Genomic DNA, 18638 nt, shown 5'->3' on the forward strand with positions numbered 1-18638 from the left:
ATTAATGGGGGAGAGCTAGATATTTAGACTTTTTCCAAAATATATAGTATTATTAAATAATAATTATTGATTAGTAATACTATATATTTAATTATATTAATTTTGTGTTAACATAACTAAGACGTTAAGAAGGAGAAGATATTATGTTTGAAAATATTAATAAAAGAAGAACTACTATAGATGTAAGTGAAATAGATGATTTATTAGATAAGATAGAGTTGATAGATATAAGAGAACCTTTTGAATATAAAATGGGAAATATTAGAACGTCTAAAAATATACCCATGAATGATTTATTAGACAATGCAAATGAATATTTGAAAAAAAGTAAAGAGTATTACTTAATATGTAGATCAGGTTCTAGAACAGCTAGTGCATGTCTTGAGTTAAGGGAAAAGGGATTTAATGTTATAAATGTATATGGGGGAATGATTTCTTATGAAGGTAATCAGTTAAATAAATAGAATAAAAAATAAGTTGTTTCAAAAAATAAGTGAGATAACTTATTTTTTTATAGTTGAAAAATATTTACAATAGTTATACAATTTACAATAGTTATACAAATTAAATAAGTAGATGCTTAATTAATTTCTATAAGAGGTCATTATGAATAATTTTATAAATTTACTTAAATAAATAGCTGATGAAACAAGGGGCAATATTTAATATTGTTATTTTTTAAGCTTAGATGTTAGATATGCAGATTATAGACTGAGATCTTATATTTGTTTATTAAATTTTAAAAATAAAAAGATTATAAAAAGCATTAATTAAGGAGGAGTTAACAATGAAAGTATGTTTTCCAGCAAAATCAAATGAAGGTATAAATAGTATTCCATATAATCATTTTGGAACTGCACCCCTATTTATAATATGCAATACTGAAACTAATGAAGTAAAATCATTAAATAATGGAGATTTAGGTCATGAACATGGAAAGTGTCAACCAATAAAAGCATTATCAGGTGAAGTTGTAGATGCAGTAATAGTAGGTGGAATAGGAGCTGGAGCAATTACTAAACTTAATTCTATGGGAATTAAAGTTTATAGAGCGATAGAAGGAAATGTTAATGAAAATTTAGAAGCATATAAAAAAGGTGAATTGACAGAATTTCCATCAAATCATACATGTAGCCATGATGGTTGTAGTCACTAATAATATTTTAAATCAATAATATTAATTATAGTTTATTTAAAAGTGATTTTTAATAAAAAAGTATTGGTGAGTAAAATCATTAATACTTTTTTATTATATAAGTTTATGTATAAAAAAGTATATATAATTAAAACCTAAAAAGAACAAATGTAAGTTTATTATAGGATAAAAAAATTTTAATAATAGTATTATTAAATAGGAAAATTCCCTTATATATGATCTTTATAAATATAAAAATTATATATAAGTAAACTAAAAATAATATGGTAAAAGTTATATATAAACATTATAATGAAAGAGAATAATAATACTAGCAATTATTGCAATAAGGGGGAATATACATGAAAAAGGTTAGAATAGCACTACTAGGATTGGGGAATGTTGGACGTGGTGTTTGCATGATTTTAAATTCTAATAAAGAGGAAATAATAAAGCGTTCAGGATATGAAGTAGAAATTGCTAAAATTCTTGTAAGAGATAAGAACAAGTCTAGGGGTGTTGAGATTTCAGAAGATCTAATAACTACAGAGTTTAGTGACATATTAAATGATGATTCCATTAAGATAGTTCTTGAGGTTATGGGTGGAATAAATCCTGCTAAAGAATATATAATAAAATGTATGAATACAGGAAAACATATTGTAACAGCAAATAAAATGCTCATTGCAACACATGGAGATGAACTTTTCGAAAAAGCTGATAACAGCAATGTCATGTTTAAATATGAAGCAAGTGTTGCTGGAGGGATTCCGATAATAAATGGTATAGATGAAAGTTTAACTGCAAATAAGATAAAAGAACTATATGGAATCATAAATGGTACAACTAATTATATATTAACTAAAATGGAATGTGATGGATTAGGATTTGATGAAGTATTGAAAGAAGCACAAGATAAAGGCTATGCAGAAGCAGATCCTACATCTGACATAGAAGGATATGATGCTCAATATAAGCTAGCAATACTTTCATCATTAGCTTTTGGAACAAAGGTTGACGTAGATAATGTTTATAGAGAAGGAATAACTAATATAAATCCTATAGATATGGAATATGCAAAAGAGTTTGAAATGGTTATTAAGTTGCTTGCAATTGTAAAGGAAGTTAAAGGAAAACTTGAATTAAGAGTTCATCCAACTATGATACCAAAGAAGCATCCTTTAGCTAATGTATATGATTCATTTAATGCTGTTTTTGTAAAGGGAAATGCTGTTGGAGATTTAATGTTTTATGGTAGAGGTGCAGGAGATTTACCAACAGGTAGTGCTGTAGTTAGTGATGTTATCTCTATGTTAAGAAGTAATGTAGATTTGGAAAACTATAATTCCGTAGTAAAAAATAATTTATGGGATAGAGAAATATCAGATATTAAAGATGTAGAAAGTAAATTTTATATTAGAGCAACTGTATTAGATGAATCAGGAGTACTTGGAGAAATTACTGCTATTTTAGGAAAATATGATGTGAGCTTGAGATCAGTAATTCAAAAAGGTAAAGAAAATGAAAAAGGTCAAGTTACAATAGTCTTAATTACCCATAAAACAACACAAGCTCAAATATATGATTCTTGTAGTGAAATATCAAATTTAAATTCTGTAAGTAAAATAGATAATATAATACGAATAGAAGATTTTAAATAATAAATAAAAATTTTTATTATTTATTACTAAATATAAAAAATTAGACATATTAATAAATATAAAGAAATTAATAACAATATAGTTAAAATAATAACAATGTTGACAAGTTTATACAAGTATGCAATAATAAAAACATCAAAAAGAAAACGTTTATATAGAGGGTGGACAATGAATAATATTAAAGAATTACTAGAACAAAATCCAATCATAGCAGCAGTAAAAGATATGAACCAATTAGAAGTAGCATTAGAATCCTCAGCAGAAATAATTTTTGTATTATTTGGAGACGTAATGAATGTTAAATCACTTGGTGAGTTAATAGTTTCTAAAGGTAAGGTAGGCATAATTCATATTGATTTAGTTGAAGGATTTACAAATAAAGAAGTTGTAATAAAATTCTTAAAGCAAGAGACTAATTTTAGAGGTATAATTAGTACAAAACCTCAAGTTGTAAAAGCAGCAAAAAATTATGGCTTAGTGGCAATACAAAGGGTATTTATATTTGATACATTATCATTAAAAAATGCAGAAAATCATTTGGTATTAAATTGTGATGCATTAGAAGTATTACCAGGAGTTATTCCAAAAGTTATAAAAATTATCTCAAAAAAATCAAATATACCAGTTGTTGCAGGTGGTCTTATTGAAACTAAAGAAGATATTATGTTAGCATTAAGTTCAGGTGCAACATGTGTTTCAACAACTAAAAATCAAATATGGAATATGTAGGCTACAGATTTAGTTAATATAGCTATATAAATGAAAAAAAATTTATTTGGCTTTATTTATAAAATTTATTTATTTATTGAGAGGATTGGTGAACTAAATGGGTAAATATATTGTAGCGTTAGATCAAGGAACTACAAGTTCAAGAGCTATTATTTTTGATAAGGAGCAAAATATAATTGGTGTAAGTCAAAAGGAATTTACACAAATATATCCACATGAAGGATGGGTAGAACATAATCCATTAGAAATATGGTCAAGCCAATATGGAGTGCTTCAAGAAGTATTAGCAAAAACTAACATTACAGCTGATGAAATAGCAGCTATAGGTATAACAAATCAAAGAGAGACTACAATAGTATGGGATAAAAATACAGGGGAGCCAGTTTACAATGCTATAGTATGGCAATGTAGGAGAACTGCTGGAATAGTAGAAGAATTAAAGAAAGATAAAGAATTTGCTGAATATGTAAAAGCAAATACAGGATTGTTATTAGATGCTTACTTCTCAGGAACTAAGATTAAATGGATTTTAGATAATGTTGAAGGAGCAAGAGAAAGAGCTGAAAAAGGCGATTTATTGTTTGGTACAGTTGATACATGGTTAGTATGGAAGTTAACAAATGGTAAGGTTCATGTAACCGACTACACTAATGCTTCTAGAACTATGTTATACAATATAAAAGATTTAAAATGGGATGAAAAAATCATAAATAAATTAGGAATACCAACTTCGATGTTACCAGAAGTTAAAAATTCTTCAGAAGTTTATGGACATACTAACCTTGGCGGCGTTGGTGGCGTTAGAGTTCCAATAGCTGGTATGGCCGGAGACCAACAATGTGCATTATTTGGACAAACTTGTTTCGAAAAAGGTAGTGCTAAAAATACTTACGGAACAGGATGTTTCTTATTAATGAATACTGGAGAAGATATGGTTCTTAGTAAGAATGGTCTTGTAACTACAATTGCTGTTGGTATAGATAATAAAGTAGAATATGCCTTAGAAGGTTCAGTGTTTGTTGGTGGAGCTGTAATTCAATGGGTAAGAGATGAACTTAGATTTATTCATGATGCGGCTGATTCTGAATACTTTGCTAAAAAAGTAGATGATAATGGTGGAGTTTATGTAGTACCAGCATTTGTTGGACTAGGTGCACCGTATTGGGATATGTATGCTAGAGGAGCTATCTTTGGTTTAACTAGAGGAGCTAATAGAAATCATATAATTAGAGCAGCTTTAGAATCTATCGCTTATCAAACTAATGATTTATTAGTATCTATGGCAGAAGATGCTGGATGTAAATTAGCATCACTTAGAGTTGATGGTGGAGCTAGTAGAAATAATTTATTAATGCAATTCCAAGCTGATATTTCAAATACTCAAGTTCTTAGACCAATTATTACTGAAACTACAGCTTTAGGAGCAGCTTATTTAGCAGGTCTTGCAGTTGGATTTTGGGAATCAAAAGAAGAAATCGCAACTAAATGGGCTGTTAGTCAAAGCTATGATCCAACTTTTGATGATGCAAAAAGAGAAAAGCTATACAAGGGATGGAAAAATGCTGTTTCAAGAGTTGAAGGTTGGATAGAAGAGTAGACAAACTTAAACATTTATGTTATAATATAAATATAAAATAAATAAAAGTGCTTAGAGAATTAGAGTCAAGCACAAAGACAGGTTACTTAATTATTTTTTGTAATTTGTGTTTGTGATTGGCTCTTTTGTTATATAAAAGGAGGATAAAATATGTATGATGTAGCAATAATTGGAGCTGGTGTCATTGGAGCTTCTATATTTAGAGAATTAACTAAATATAACTTAAAAGTAGCTGTTTTAGAAAAAGAAAAGGATGTATCTATGGGTACTTCAAAAGCTAACTCAGCAATAGTACATGCTGGATATGATCCAAAAGAAGGTACTTTAATGGCTAAGTACAATGTAAGAGGAAATGAAATGTATGAAGATCTTTGCAAAGAGTTAGATGTTCCATTTAAGAGAAATGGTTCATTAGTTGTAGCTCATTCAGAAGAAGAAATGCAAACAGTAAGAGATCTTTGTGAAAATGGTACTAAAATAGGAGTTAAAAACCTAAGAGTTATAGATAAAGAAGAATTATTAAAAATGGAACCAAATCTTACAGATGAAGTTCGTGGAGCTTTATATGCACCAACTGGTGGTATTGTAGGACCATTTGAATTTACAATTGCACTATGTGAAAACGGTGTAACTAATGGTGGAGAGATTAAACTTAAAAAAGAAGTTGTTGGAATTAAGAAAGAAAATGGAATCTTTACAATAGAAACAGCTGATGGAGATAAAATAGAAACTAAATATATAGTTAATGCTTCAGGTTTATATGCAGATAAAATACACAATATGATTTGTAAAGAAAAATTCACTATTACACCAAGAACAGGCGAATATTATGTAATGGATAAATCACAAGGCAATATAGTATCTCATACAATTTTCCCTTGTCCTTCTAAAATGGGAAAAGGCATCTTAGTTAGTCCAACAGTACATGGAAATCTTATTGTAGGACCAGATGCTATAGATATAGAAGATAAAGAAGATTTAGGAACAAATGCAGAAGGATTAGAAAAAATAAGAGAATCTTCTATGCATACTACTACAAAAATTAATTTCAGAGAAAGTATAAGAAACTTTGCTGGATTAAGAGCAACTCCAAGTACAGGAGATTTTATAGTTGAAGAAAACGATGAAGTTAAAGGATTTGTTGATGCCGCAGGTATGAAATCACCAGGATTATCTTCTGCACCAGCTGTAGCTGAAGCTGTAGTGGAGATATTAGGAAATTCAGGTCTTGAATTAACTAAGAAAGATAATTTCATTTCCAAGAGACATCAAATTCACTTTATGGAATTATCAGCTGAAGAAAAAGCTGAAATGATCAAGAGAAATCCACAATATGGTAGAATGATTTGTAGATGTGAAAGCATTACTGAAGGAGAAATTGTTGATGCTATAAACAGATCATTTGGAACACTTTCTTTAGATGGTGTTAAGAAAAGATGTAGACCAGGAATGGGAAGATGTCAAGGTGGATTCTGTGGACCAAGAGTTCAAGAAATAATAGCAAGAGAATCTGGTGTTAAATTAGAAGAAGTAGTACAAGAAAAAGATGGTTCTTACATTTTAACAGGAAAAACTAAGTAGGAGGCTTTAATTATGAGTTATGAATTAATAGTAATTGGTGGAGGTCCAGCAGGACTTGCAGCAGCACACGAAGCATATACTAATGGAATTAAGAAGATATTAATATTAGAAAGAGATAAAGAACTTGGAGGAATCCTAAATCAATGCATACATAATGGTTTTGGACTTCATACTTTTAAAGAAGAACTAACAGGACCTGAGTATGCAAGCAGATTTATTGATATGTTAAAAGATACTAATGTAGAAGTTAAATTGGATACAATGGTATTAAATATAGATACAGATAAAACTGTTCATGCAATTAACTCAGAAGAAGGTTATATGACTTTAAAAACAGAAGCAGTAATTCTTGCAATGGGCTGTAGAGAAAGAACTAGAGGAGCTATTAATACTCCAGGAGATAGACCAGCAGGTGTATTTACAGCAGGTGCTGCTCAAAGATATATAAATATGGAAGGATATATGCCTGGTAAGGAAGTATTAATACTTGGATCTGGAGATATTGGATTAATAATGGCTAGAAGAATGACATTAGAAGGTGCTAAAGTTAAAGCTGTTGTTGAATTATGTCCATATTCTAATGGATTAAACAGAAACATTGTTCAATGTTTAAATGATTATGATATACCTCTATATTTATCACATACTATAATTGATATTATAGGAGATAAGAGAGTAGAAAAAGTTGTAATTGCTGAAGTAGGTCCAGATAGAAAACCAATTAAAGGAACTGAAAAAGAATTTGATGTTGATACATTATTATTATCAGTAGGTCTTATCCCTGAAAATGAATTATCAACAAATGCTGGTATTCAAAAGGATAACAGAACTAATGGATTAGTAGTAACTGAGAATATGGAAACTTCAATGGATGGAGTATTTGCTTGTGGTAATGTAGTACATGTTCATGACTTAGTTGATTTTGTTACCCAAGAATCAAAGCATGCGGGACAAGCGGCTGCTAAATATATCAAAAAACAACTTAAGAAAGGTGAATATGTAAATATAATCAACGGACAAAACGTTAATTATACAGTACCTCAAAAACTTGATATAGAAGCAGTAGATGATAAATTAACTATATTCATGAGAGTTAACAATATCTATCATAATAAGGCTTTAGTTGTAAGATGTAATGGTGAACAAATTGCTAAGTTTAAGAGAGCTCACTTAGCACCATCAGAAATGGAAAAGGTTATTTTAAGTAAGCCTTTATTAGAAAAAGTTAAAGGTGATATTACAATATCATTAGAGGATGGTGAATAAGATGATAAAAGAATTAATTTGTATAAGCTGCCCAATGGGTTGTCATTTAAAAGTAGATGTTGAAAATAATACTGTAACAGGTAACACTTGTAAAAGAGGTGCTGAATATGGTATAAATGAAGTTACTCATCCAGTTAGAGTTATAACTTCAACTGTTAAAATAAAAGGTGGACAACATTCAGTTATCCCTGTAAAGACTAATGGAGCAATTCCAAAGGATCTTAACTTCAAATGTATGGAAGTTTTAGCTGGAGTAGAATTACAAGCACCAGTTAAAATAGGAGATGTTGTAGTTAAAGATGTATTAGGAACAGGAATTGATATTATAGCAACTAGAAACATGGATGCAATTTAATATGTATATAAATAGTGCGCTAAGGTTTTAGCGTGCTATTTTAGTTGATGTACTTAAATTAGATTTATTTTTATTAAATTTTATAGAGTAGAAAATGGATTCGTGTAAATTGCGAATCCATTTTTTATAGATTTATTTTTAAATTTTTAGTATTACTTTTAAATACTCCATAATTGTAATGTTGCAAATATATATTCTAAATAACACTTAATACTAATTAAATGAATTATAAATTGCAGTTATAGCTTTTTCGAAATTATTATTTTCAATACCAACTAATATATTTATTTCACTAGAACCCTGATCAATCATTCTTATATTTACATCAGCTTCTGATAATGCAGTAAAAATTTTCGAAGCTACACCTTTTTGCTTAGCCATGCCTTTACCAACGGTGGCTATTAATGCCATGTTTGGATGAACTTCTATAGTATCTGGATTACAAGTTCTTTTAATTTCTTCTACAATTAAAGAAGTCTTATTTTTTAATTGAGAATCTGAAATTACTAAGCACACAGTATCTATGCCAGAAGGCATATTTTCAAATGAAATGTTATGTTGTTCAAGTATTGAAAGTATTTTTCTACAAAAACCTAATTCAGAATTCATTAAAGCTTTTGTAATTGAAATTACTGTGAAATTTTTTTTACCAGCTATACCAGTTATAGTTTGTGAATCATCATTTAAAGGATCTTTTATTATAAAAGTTCCTTTATCTTTAGGCCTATTTGTATTTCTTATATTTATTGGAATTCCAGCATTTCTTACTGGAAAAATTGCTTCTTCATGTAAAACAGAAGCTCCCATATAAGAAAGTTCTCTAAGTTCAGTATAAGTTATTGTACTTATAGGTTTAGGATTAGAAATAATTCTAGGATCAGCCATTAAAAATCCAGAAACATCAGTCCAATTTTCATAAAGATCAGCATTTAAACTTGCAGTAACTAAAGCGCCTGTAACATCAGAACCACCTCTTGAGAAAGTGATTATATTACCATCTTTATCAGAACCATAAAATCCTGGAATAACAACTCTGTCAAATGATGAGAGTTTTTCTTTTAATAATTTTAATGTTTCATCATAGTTTAAGCAACTATCATTATTAAATATTATCACATCCTTAGCATCAATAAATTCAAAACCTAAATAATTGCTAAGGATTATGGCATTTAAATATTCACCTCTACTAGCTGCATAATCACTAGAAGCCCCATTTTCCAAATCTCTTTTTATAGTATCTAAATATGGTCGTATATCAAGATTTAATTTTAAATCAGTTACAATATCAATATACCTGTTTTTAATGTGATCAAAAACATCATCTAATGATATTCCTGTATTGATATGAGCATAACAAAGATACAATAAATCTGTTATTTTAGAGTCTTTAGAAGTTCTTTTTCCAGGTGCTGAAGGTATAACATATTTTCTAGCATTATTAGATATAATTATATTTTTTACTTTTCTAAATTGTTCAGCATCAGCTAGTGAACTTCCACCAAATTTTGTTACAATAGTATTCATTTTTATAGCCCCCAAAAAAAATATATATTTTGATAAATTGTTTATTATACTACATATAATTACCAAAGATATATTTATTTATATAATTTTATACATAATAAATTGTAACAATATTTTATGTAATATTCAATTATTTATAGATGTATTTTTAAGTTTATTTTAATAAATATTAGTATTCTTAATTGAAGTAAGATTTTAATTAATATCATTATTTATTATATAACTAATAATCATATTTTCATAATAAATGATTGGCTTAATAATAAGTCTATAATTTTATGTGATTAATAGTTTTTAATTTATATTCAGTATAATTATATTTAAAATTGTTAAATATAATAGAGAAGAAGAGTTAAATGCAAAGGAAATATCCTCTAAAAGAAATAAAATTTCTGGTAAATGTCTAGTTCTTTAAATTAACTAATTACGAAAAAAATCAGAAAAAAAATAAAAAAAGCTCAAAAAAAACTTGAGTTGTATGAAAATATGATATATAATAATATCAATAAATTGGTTGGACAAAGGCGTTCAATGGATGTATGTATTATGTATATATCCATTGTGCGCCTTTTTTAGATTAAGGGGGAATTTGAAATGGCAAAGTACACTAGAGAAGACATCATAAATTTAGTAAAAGAAAATGGTGTTAGATTTATAAGATTACAGTTTACTGATATGTTTGGGACATTAAAAAATGTAGCAATAACTGATAGGCAATTAGAAAAAGCATTAAATAATGAATGTATGTTTGATGGATCATCTATTGATGGATTTGTTAGAATTGAAGAATCTGATATGAACTTAAGACCTAATTTAGATAGTTTTGTAATATTCCCATGGAGACCTCAACAAGGTAAAGTTGCAAGATTAATATGTGATGTGTATAAACCAGATGGTACACCGTTTGAAGGAGATCCAAGATATATTTTAAAGAGAGCTATTTCTGAAGCAGCTAAACTTGGATATGAGATGAATGTCGGTCCAGAATGTGAATTCTTTTTGTTTGAAACTGATGAGAATGGAAAGCCAACAACAAAAACACAAGATAGTGCAGGATATTTTGATTTAGCACCTACAGACTTAGGAGAGAATGCAAGAAGAGATATGACTTTAGTTTTAGAAGACATGGGATTTGAAATAGAGGCTTCTCATCATGAAGTTGCAGAAGGACAAAATGAAATAGATTTTAAATATGGAGATGCATTAAGTACTGCGGATAATATAATGACATTTAAATTAGTGGTTAAGGCAATCGCACAAAGGCATGGATTACATGCATCCTTTATGCCTAAACCTGTTTTCGGAATTAATGGTTCAGGAATGCACGTTAACATGTCATTATTTAAAGATGGTAAAAATGCATTTGTTGACGAGAACGATCCAAATGGATTAAGCAAAATAGCATATAATTTTATTGCTGGCCTATTAAAAAATATAAAAGGGCTTGCGGCAATAACAAATCCATTAGTTAATTCATATAAAAGATTAGTACCAGGATATGAAGCGCCTGTTTATTTAGCTTGGTCATGTAAAAATAGAACAGCATTGATTAGAGTTCCAGCGGCAAGGGGAGCAGGAACTAGAGTAGAATTAAGATGTCCAGACCCAAGTTCAAATCCATACTTAGTATTAGCATGTCTTTTACAAGCAGGATTAGATGGTATAAAGAATAATTTACAACCACCAGCAGGAATAGAAACAAACATCTTTGCTATGAATGAAGAGGAAAGAAAAACTGAAAAAATAGATAATTTACCAAATAATCTATATGAGGCTGTTAATTTTATGAAAGAAAGTAATCTTGCAAAAGAAGCTTTAGGAGAACATGTGTATAACAAATATATTTCAGCTAAAGCTGTTGAATGGAATGATTATAGAACTAAAGTTCATGATTGGGAAATAGAAAATTATCTTAATAAGTATTAGGAAAATTTAAGGTGGGGTTGCTATTATGGAATCTCGAGGCAAAATAATAATAGCATTAAGCAATAAGGATACTAATAATAAGTTAAAATCTCTATTGATACAAGAAGGATACGAAATTTTAGCTTTATGCACATCGGGAAACGAATTAATAAGAATGGTTATGCAATATTCACCAGATTTAGTTTTAGTAGGTTATAAATTTAAAGATATGAGTTTACTGGATGTATATGAGAAATTATATGATTTTACAAGCTTTTTGGCATTAGTTAATGATTCTTATCGTTCTTTTATAGAAGATAGTGATATATATTGTATAGGAACTAAAGTAACTGGTATTCTTTTGAAAAATTCTATTGATATTATATTTCAAGGTAAAAAGAGAATATTAAAATTACAACAACAAGTACAAAATCTAGAACACACATTAGAAGATAGAAAAATAATTGAAAAAGCTAAAGGTAAAATTATGGATGATAAGAATATCACTGAAGATGAGGCATTTAGATACATTCAAAAATTTAGTATGAATTTAGGAAAAAAGATGAGTGAAGTAGCTAAGCTAATATTATATGACAAATTATAAAAAAATTAGTTAAGATGCATAAAATCATTTTTTATAGTGAAATATACGAGTAATAATATCAAAAAGGTATTTTTACTCGTTATTTTGCTACTTATAAATCTATTATTTTAAGGGGGAATATGAATGAATAAAGTTATTCCAAAAAAACAAGGGCTTTATGATCCATGTTTTGAGCATGATGCTTGTGGAATTGGTACAATTGTAAATATTGACGGAGAGAAATCTCATGATGTTTTAAGTGATTGTTTAACAATATTAGAAAAATTAAAACACAGAGGTGGGACTGGTGCTGATGAAAATACTGGTGATGGTGCAGGTGTTTTATTAAATATACCACACAAATTTTTTACTGAAGAATTAAAATCAAAAGGGATTACTTTAGGCAATGAAGGTGATTACGCTGTTGGTATGATTTTTTTACCACAAGATGATAAGGCAAGAAAAGAAGCAGAAACGCTTGTTGAAGATATATGTAAAGAAGGTGGTTTGGAAATATTAGGATGGAGGCAAGTTCCCAATAATCCATCAATTTTAGGAAAGGCATCTTTAGAAGCAATGCCTATAATAAAACAAATTTTTGTAAGAAGAAGTGGAATAAAGAAGGGTATTGCTTTTGAAAGAAAGTTATATATTATTCGAAGAAATATAGAAAAAAGAGCTACATGGATAAGTAAATTTTTAAATGAAATATTTTACATTGCTTCTTTTTCATCAAAGACAATAGTATACAAGGGCATGCTACTTTCAACTCAATTAAGAGAATTTTATAAAGATTTAAAAGATGAGAGAGTAGAAACATCACTTGCATTAGTTCATTCTAGATATAGTACTAATACATTTCCAAGCTGGGAAAGAGCTCATCCAAATAGATTTATGATTCATAATGGTGAAATAAATACATTAAGAGGAAATGTAAATAAGGTATATTCAAGAGAGACTAATGTAAGGTCAAGAGTACTTGGAAAAGATTTAAACAGAGTATTACCAATTATAAATAAAGAAGGATCTGATTCAGCAATATTAGATAATAATTTAGAATTTCTATATATGAATGGAATAGATTTAACCAGAGCTGTAATGATGACTATTCCAGAACCATGGCAAAAAAGCAAAACTATGAGTAAGGAAAAAAGAGCATTTTATGAATACAATGCTACATTAATGGAACCGTGGGATGGACCAGCAGCAATAGTATTTACTGATGGTGAAAAAGTAGGAGCTGTATTAGATAGAAATGGATTAAGACCATCTAGATATTACATAACTAAGGATAGAAGATTAATTTTATCTTCAGAAGTTGGTGCTTTAGATATTCCAGCAGAAAATGTTGAGAAGAAAGATAGATTAAGACCGGGAAGAATGCTTATTGTTGATACTGTCAAAAAGGAAGTTATTGATGATGAAGAATTAAAACATAAATATGCTACAAAGTATCCTTATAAAAAATGGCTTGAGGAAAATTTGGTTACTCTAGACAAGATTAATGAAGGAAAGAGTTTTAAAATAGAATATGATAAATATACACGAAAAAGATTAGAAAAAACTTTTGGATATACATACGAAGAAATAAAAACAACTATTCTTCCTATGGCTGAAAAGGGTGTAGAGCCACTTGCAGCAATGGGAATAGATGTACCAATAGCACCTTTGTCTAAAGATGCACAATTATTATTTAATTATTTTAAACAATTATTTGCTCAAGTAACAAACCCACCTATAGATGCAATAAGAGAAGAAATCGTTACAGCATCTAATGTTTATTTAGGACCAGAAGGTAATATTTTGGAAGACAAAGCTTCAAATTGTGAACTATTAAAACTTGAAGCTCCAATAATAAATAATGAAGAATTATCTAAAATAAAATCACTTAATAAAGGAGAATTAAGATCAAAAATTATAGATATAGTTTTTGATAAGGGTACTTCTCTAGAAGATGCTTTAGAGGAAATGTTTGATAAGGCACAAGAAGCTTATGAAAAAGGATATACATTGCTTATATTATCTGATAGAAGTGTTTCAGCAAACAAAGTTCCAATACCATCATTACTTGCTGTTTCAGGACTTCATCAGTATCTAGTTCAAAAAGGAACTAGAACATCAGTAGGATTAATTCTTGAAAGTGGAGAACCAAGAGAAATTCATCATTTTGCAACGTTAATTGGATTCGGAGCATCAGCTATAAATCCTTATATGGCTTATGAATCATTAAGGGGTCTTATTGAAGAGGAACTACTAGAAATTTCATATGAAAAAGCCGTAGCAAATTATAATAAAGCAGTAATTAAGGGAATAATTAAAATACTTTCTAAAATGGGAATATCAACAATTCAATCATATCAGGGAGCACAAATTTTTGAAGCTATAGGAATTGGAAAGAAAGTTATAGATAAATATTTTACTAATACAATAAGTAGAATTGGTGGAATAGGATTATCAGAAATTCAAAGAGAAGCGGAAATAAATCATGAAAAAGGATTTAATGATAAAACGTATTCAGCAGATTTTGAATTAGACTCACCTGGATATGAAAAATTAAGATCAGGAGAAGAAAAGGAAGAACATTTATATAATCCACAAACAATTAATAAATTGCAACGAGCTACTAAAGATGGTAATTATGAGTTATTTAAGGAATATTCTTCTTTAATTAATTCAGAAGAGTCAGAAATAACATTAAGAGGATTATTAGACTTTAATTATAATTCAGCAGAAATTCCATTAGATGAAGTGGAACCAGTATCAGAAATAGTTAAAAGATTCAAAACTGGAGCTATGTCATATGGATCGATTTCTAAAGAAGCTCATGAAGCACTAGCTATTGCCATGAATAGAATTGGTGGAAAATCCAATTCAGGTGAAGGTGGAGAAAATAGAGAAAGATGGATTGTAAATGAAAATGGAGATTCACGAAGATCTTCAATAAAACAAGTTGCTTCAGGAAGATTTGGGGTTACTTCTGAATACTTAGTAAATGCAGATGAGCTTCAAATAAAACTTGCACAAGGAGCAAAACCAGGTGAAGGTGGTCAGCTTCCAGCAACTAAGGTTTATCCATGGATTGCAGAAACCAGACATTCAACAACTGGAGTTGGACTTATATCACCACCACCACATCATGATATATATTCAATAGAAGATTTAGCACAATTAATTTATGATTTAAAAAATGCAAATATGGATGCAAGAATATCTGTGAAATTAGTTTCAGAATGTGGTGTTGGAACTGTTGCAGCTGGAGTTGCTAAAGGTGGAGCAGATGTAATATTAATATCAGGATATGATGGAGGTACGGGGGCATCACCTAAAAATTCAATTAAAAATGCAGGATTGCCTTGGGAACTTGGCCTTGCAGAAGCTCATCAAACATTATTAATTAATGAGCTTCGAGAAAGAGTAAGATTGGAAGTTGATGGAAAACTTATGACAGGAAGGGATGTTGCAATTGCAGCACTTCTTGGAGCTGAAGAATTTGGGTTTGCAACAGCACCGTTAGTATCACTTGGTTGTGTTATGATGAGAGTATGTAACTTAGATACTTGTCCAGTAGGAATAGCCACTCAAAATGAAGAACTTAGAAAGAGATTTAAGGGAAAGCCAGAATATGTAGTTAATTTTATGTATTTTATTGCGAAAGAATTAAGAGAAATAATGGCTAAACTTGGATATAGAAAAATTGACGAGATGATTGGTAGAACTGATAGACTTAAGCAAAAGAAAAATATACATGGTTGGAAGACTAAAAATATTGATTTAAGCTCAGTACTTTATACTCCTGATAAATTTAAGGGAAGAGTTGTTAGATTTGATGAAACAAAAAAATATGATCATAAATTAAATGAAGTAATAGATGAACAAGTATTTATTAAAAAATGTAAAGATGCTATAAATGGTAAGGAAAAAATAAGATTAGAAGTAGATGTAACTAATATAAATAGAACTCTTGGAACAATACTAGGTTCAAAGATAACAAAAGTAAACGGAAATAATAGATTGCCAGAAGATTCTATTATTATTAAATGTAATGGTGGGGCAGGTCAAAGTTTTGGTTCATTTATTCCAAAGGGATTAACATTTGAAGTTGAAGGGGATGCTAATGACTACTTTGGTAAAGGGTTATCGGGTGGTAAGCTTATAGTGTATCCTCCAAAGAAATCTACTTTTGTAGCAGATGAAAATATACTTATTGGAAATGTAGCGTTATATGGTGCTACATCAGGTAAAGTATTTATAAATGGTATTGCAGGGGAAAGATTTTGTGTAAGAAATTCAGGTGCTACTGCTGTTGTCGAAGGTGTTGGGGCACATGGGTGTGAATATATGACAGGTGGAAAAGTTATTGTGTTAGGAAAGACTGGAATTAATTTTGCAGCTGGAATGAGTGGAGGAATAGCTTATCTTTATAAAGAAGATGATAGTTTTAAAGCAAATATAAATGATGAGATGGTATTTTTAGAAGAATTAAGTTTAGAAGATGAAGAAGAACTACAGACTTTAATAGAAGAACATGTTAAGGCAACTGAATCTGTTAAAGGAAATAAAATATTAAATGATTTTGAAAATGAAAAATATAATTTTATAAAGATAATTCCTAAAGATTATAAGAAGATATTAGAAACTGTTGAAAAATACACAAATCTTGGATTTGAAAAAGAAGAGGCATTAATTAGGACATTTCAAGAAATTAAGAGAAGATAGGGGGATTAAATAATGGGTAAACCAACTGGATTTTTAGAATATAAAAGAGAGATAGGCTTAAACAGATCTCCTAAAGAAAGAATAAAGGACTATAATGAGTTTCATAATAGCCTTTCATTAGAAAAACAATCTATTCAAGGTGCTAGGTGTATGGATTGTGGCGTGCCATTTTGTCAATCTGGTACAGTATTTTCAGGAATGGTTTCAGGATGTCCTCTTCACAATCTGATTCCTGAATGGAATGATCTTATATATAGAGGAAAATGGGATTTAGCATACAATAGATTAAATAAAACAAATCCTTTTCCAGAATTCACTGGTAGAGTTTGTCCAGCACCTTGCGAAGCAGGTTGTACAGTAGGATTAAATGGCCCATCGGTAAGTATTAAAGAAAATGAAAGAGCTATTATAGATACAGCTTTTAAAAATAATAAAGTTGTAGCTAATCCACCATTAAAAAGAACTGGTAAAAAAATAGCTATAATTGGATCAGGACCAGCAGGACTTGCTGCAGCTGATACTTTGAATAAATGTGGTCATAAGGTTACTGTATATGAAAGAAATGATAGACCAGGTGGATTATTAATGTATGGAATTCCTAATATGAAACTTGATAAAGAAATTATATTAAGAAGAATTAGACTTATGGCAGAAGAGGGCATAAAGTTTGTAACTAATGCTGATATTGGAAAAGACTATAAAGCTAGTGAGTTAATTGAAGAATATGATGCTATTATTTTAGCTACAGGAGCATCTAAACCTAGGGATTTAAGCATAGAGGGAAAAGAGAAGGCAAAGGGAATATATTTTGCAGTAGATTTTCTAAAATCTAATACAAAAAGTCTTCTAGATTCTAATCATGAAGATAATAATTATATATCAGCAAAAGATAAAAATGTAATTGTAATAGGTGGTGGGGATACTGGGACAGATTGTGTTGGAACTTGTCTTAGACATGGATGTAAGTCACTAGTTCAACTTGAAATAATGCCTAAACCTTTAGGTTATAGATCAGAGAATAATCCGTGGCCAGAATGGCCAAAAGTATTGAAAATTGACTATGGTCAAGAAGAATTTATTGATATATATGGTAAAGATCCAAGAGAATATCTAACTACAGTTACAGGAATAAATACAGATAATGAAGGAAATATAAAAAGTGTTGATACTGCAAAGGTAGAATGGAAAAAGAATAATGATGGTAGAATGGTTTCATTAAATGTAACTGGATCAGAAAAAACTTATGAAGCAGATCTAATTTTAATTGCTATGGGATTTGTAGGTTCACAATCTTACATAAAGGAAGGGTTTGGAATAGAATTTAATTCGAAAAATAATATTAATGCTAATTCATTAAATTTTAAAACTAATGTTCCTAAAGTATTTGCAACTGGAGATGCTAGAATAGGTCAATCATTGGTTGTTACAGCTATTAATGAAGGGATAAATTGTGGGTTAAGTGTAAATAAGTTTTTAAGAAAATAATTTGATGTATTAAAATTATAAGTGATATTAGTTTCATTTATTAAAACTAATATCACTTATAATATATTTTTTTATTTATGTTGATATTATAAGAGTAGAAA

At 29.2% G+C, this 18638-nt stretch carries 13 protein-coding genes; 12 read left to right on the forward strand and 1 reads right to left on the reverse strand.

From position 1 onward, the window contains the following. Positions 1-143 precede the first annotated feature (143 nt). From BGI42_RS04825 to BGI42_RS04860, 8 genes are all read left to right on the forward strand, one after another. Positions 144-464 (forward strand): rhodanese-like domain-containing protein, encoded by a 321-nt coding sequence (locus BGI42_RS04825; RefSeq protein WP_069679237.1) that lies wholly within the window; start codon positions 144-146, stop codon positions 462-464. A gap of 323 nt (positions 465-787) precedes the next feature. Continuing rightward, a complete protein-coding gene (locus BGI42_RS04830; protein ID WP_069679238.1) occupies positions 788-1156 on the forward strand; it encodes a NifB/NifX family molybdenum-iron cluster-binding protein in 369 nt (122 codons plus the stop codon). A gap of 341 nt (positions 1157-1497) precedes the next feature. Continuing rightward, positions 1498-2796, forward strand: coding sequence for a homoserine dehydrogenase (locus BGI42_RS04835; RefSeq protein WP_069679239.1), 1299 nt, complete (start codon positions 1498-1500; stop codon positions 2794-2796). A 168-nt stretch (positions 2797-2964) separates the two neighbouring features. Further along, positions 2965-3525: a glycerol-3-phosphate responsive antiterminator gene (locus BGI42_RS04840; protein ID WP_069679240.1), complete on the forward strand. Its 561-nt coding sequence runs from the start codon at positions 2965-2967 to the stop codon at positions 3523-3525. Positions 3526-3622: 97 nt separating this feature from the next. Then, complete coding sequence (glpK, locus tag BGI42_RS04845) at positions 3623-5122, forward strand: glycerol kinase GlpK (RefSeq protein ID WP_069679241.1); 1500 nt, start codon at positions 3623-3625, stop codon at positions 5120-5122. A gap of 150 nt (positions 5123-5272) precedes the next feature. After that, positions 5273-6703 (forward strand): NAD(P)/FAD-dependent oxidoreductase, encoded by a 1431-nt coding sequence (locus BGI42_RS04850; protein ID WP_069679242.1) that lies wholly within the window; start codon positions 5273-5275, stop codon positions 6701-6703. A gap of 12 nt (positions 6704-6715) precedes the next feature. After that, on the forward strand, positions 6716-7969 hold the full coding sequence (locus BGI42_RS04855) for an NAD(P)/FAD-dependent oxidoreductase (RefSeq protein ID WP_069679243.1): 1254 nt from the start codon (positions 6716-6718) through the stop codon (positions 7967-7969). A gap of 1 nt (position 7970) precedes the next feature. Then, complete coding sequence (locus BGI42_RS04860) at positions 7971-8324, forward strand: DUF1667 domain-containing protein (protein WP_069679244.1); 354 nt, start codon at positions 7971-7973, stop codon at positions 8322-8324. 213 nt (positions 8325-8537) lie between these two features. Here the strand turns inward: BGI42_RS04860 and BGI42_RS04865 are convergent, their stop codons facing one another. Beyond that, entirely contained in the window at positions 8538-9848 is a 1311-nt protein-coding gene (locus BGI42_RS04865) for an aspartate kinase (RefSeq protein WP_069679245.1), read from the reverse strand. 594 nt (positions 9849-10442) lie between these two features. Here BGI42_RS04865 and glnA point away from each other — a divergent pair. The 4 genes from glnA (at position 10443) to BGI42_RS04885 (ending at position 18537) form a co-directional block, all read left to right on the forward strand. Further along, positions 10443-11774, forward strand: coding sequence for a type I glutamate--ammonia ligase (gene glnA / locus BGI42_RS04870; RefSeq protein WP_069679246.1), 1332 nt, complete (start codon positions 10443-10445; stop codon positions 11772-11774). Positions 11775-11799: 25 nt separating this feature from the next. Further along, positions 11800-12357 (forward strand): ANTAR domain-containing response regulator, encoded by a 558-nt coding sequence (locus BGI42_RS04875; protein WP_069679247.1) that lies wholly within the window; start codon positions 11800-11802, stop codon positions 12355-12357. 123 nt (positions 12358-12480) lie between these two features. Then, on the forward strand, positions 12481-17052 hold the full coding sequence (gltB, locus tag BGI42_RS04880) for a glutamate synthase large subunit (protein WP_069679248.1): 4572 nt from the start codon (positions 12481-12483) through the stop codon (positions 17050-17052). Between the two features lie 12 nt (positions 17053-17064). Next, a complete protein-coding gene (locus BGI42_RS04885) occupies positions 17065-18537 on the forward strand; it encodes a glutamate synthase subunit beta (protein WP_069679249.1) in 1473 nt (490 codons plus the stop codon). Positions 18538-18638 lie beyond the last annotated feature (101 nt).

It is taken from the genome of Clostridium taeniosporum (genome assembly GCF_001735765.2).
In the GTDB taxonomy this organism is placed as follows: Bacteria; Bacillota; Clostridia; order Clostridiales; family Clostridiaceae; genus Clostridium; species Clostridium taeniosporum.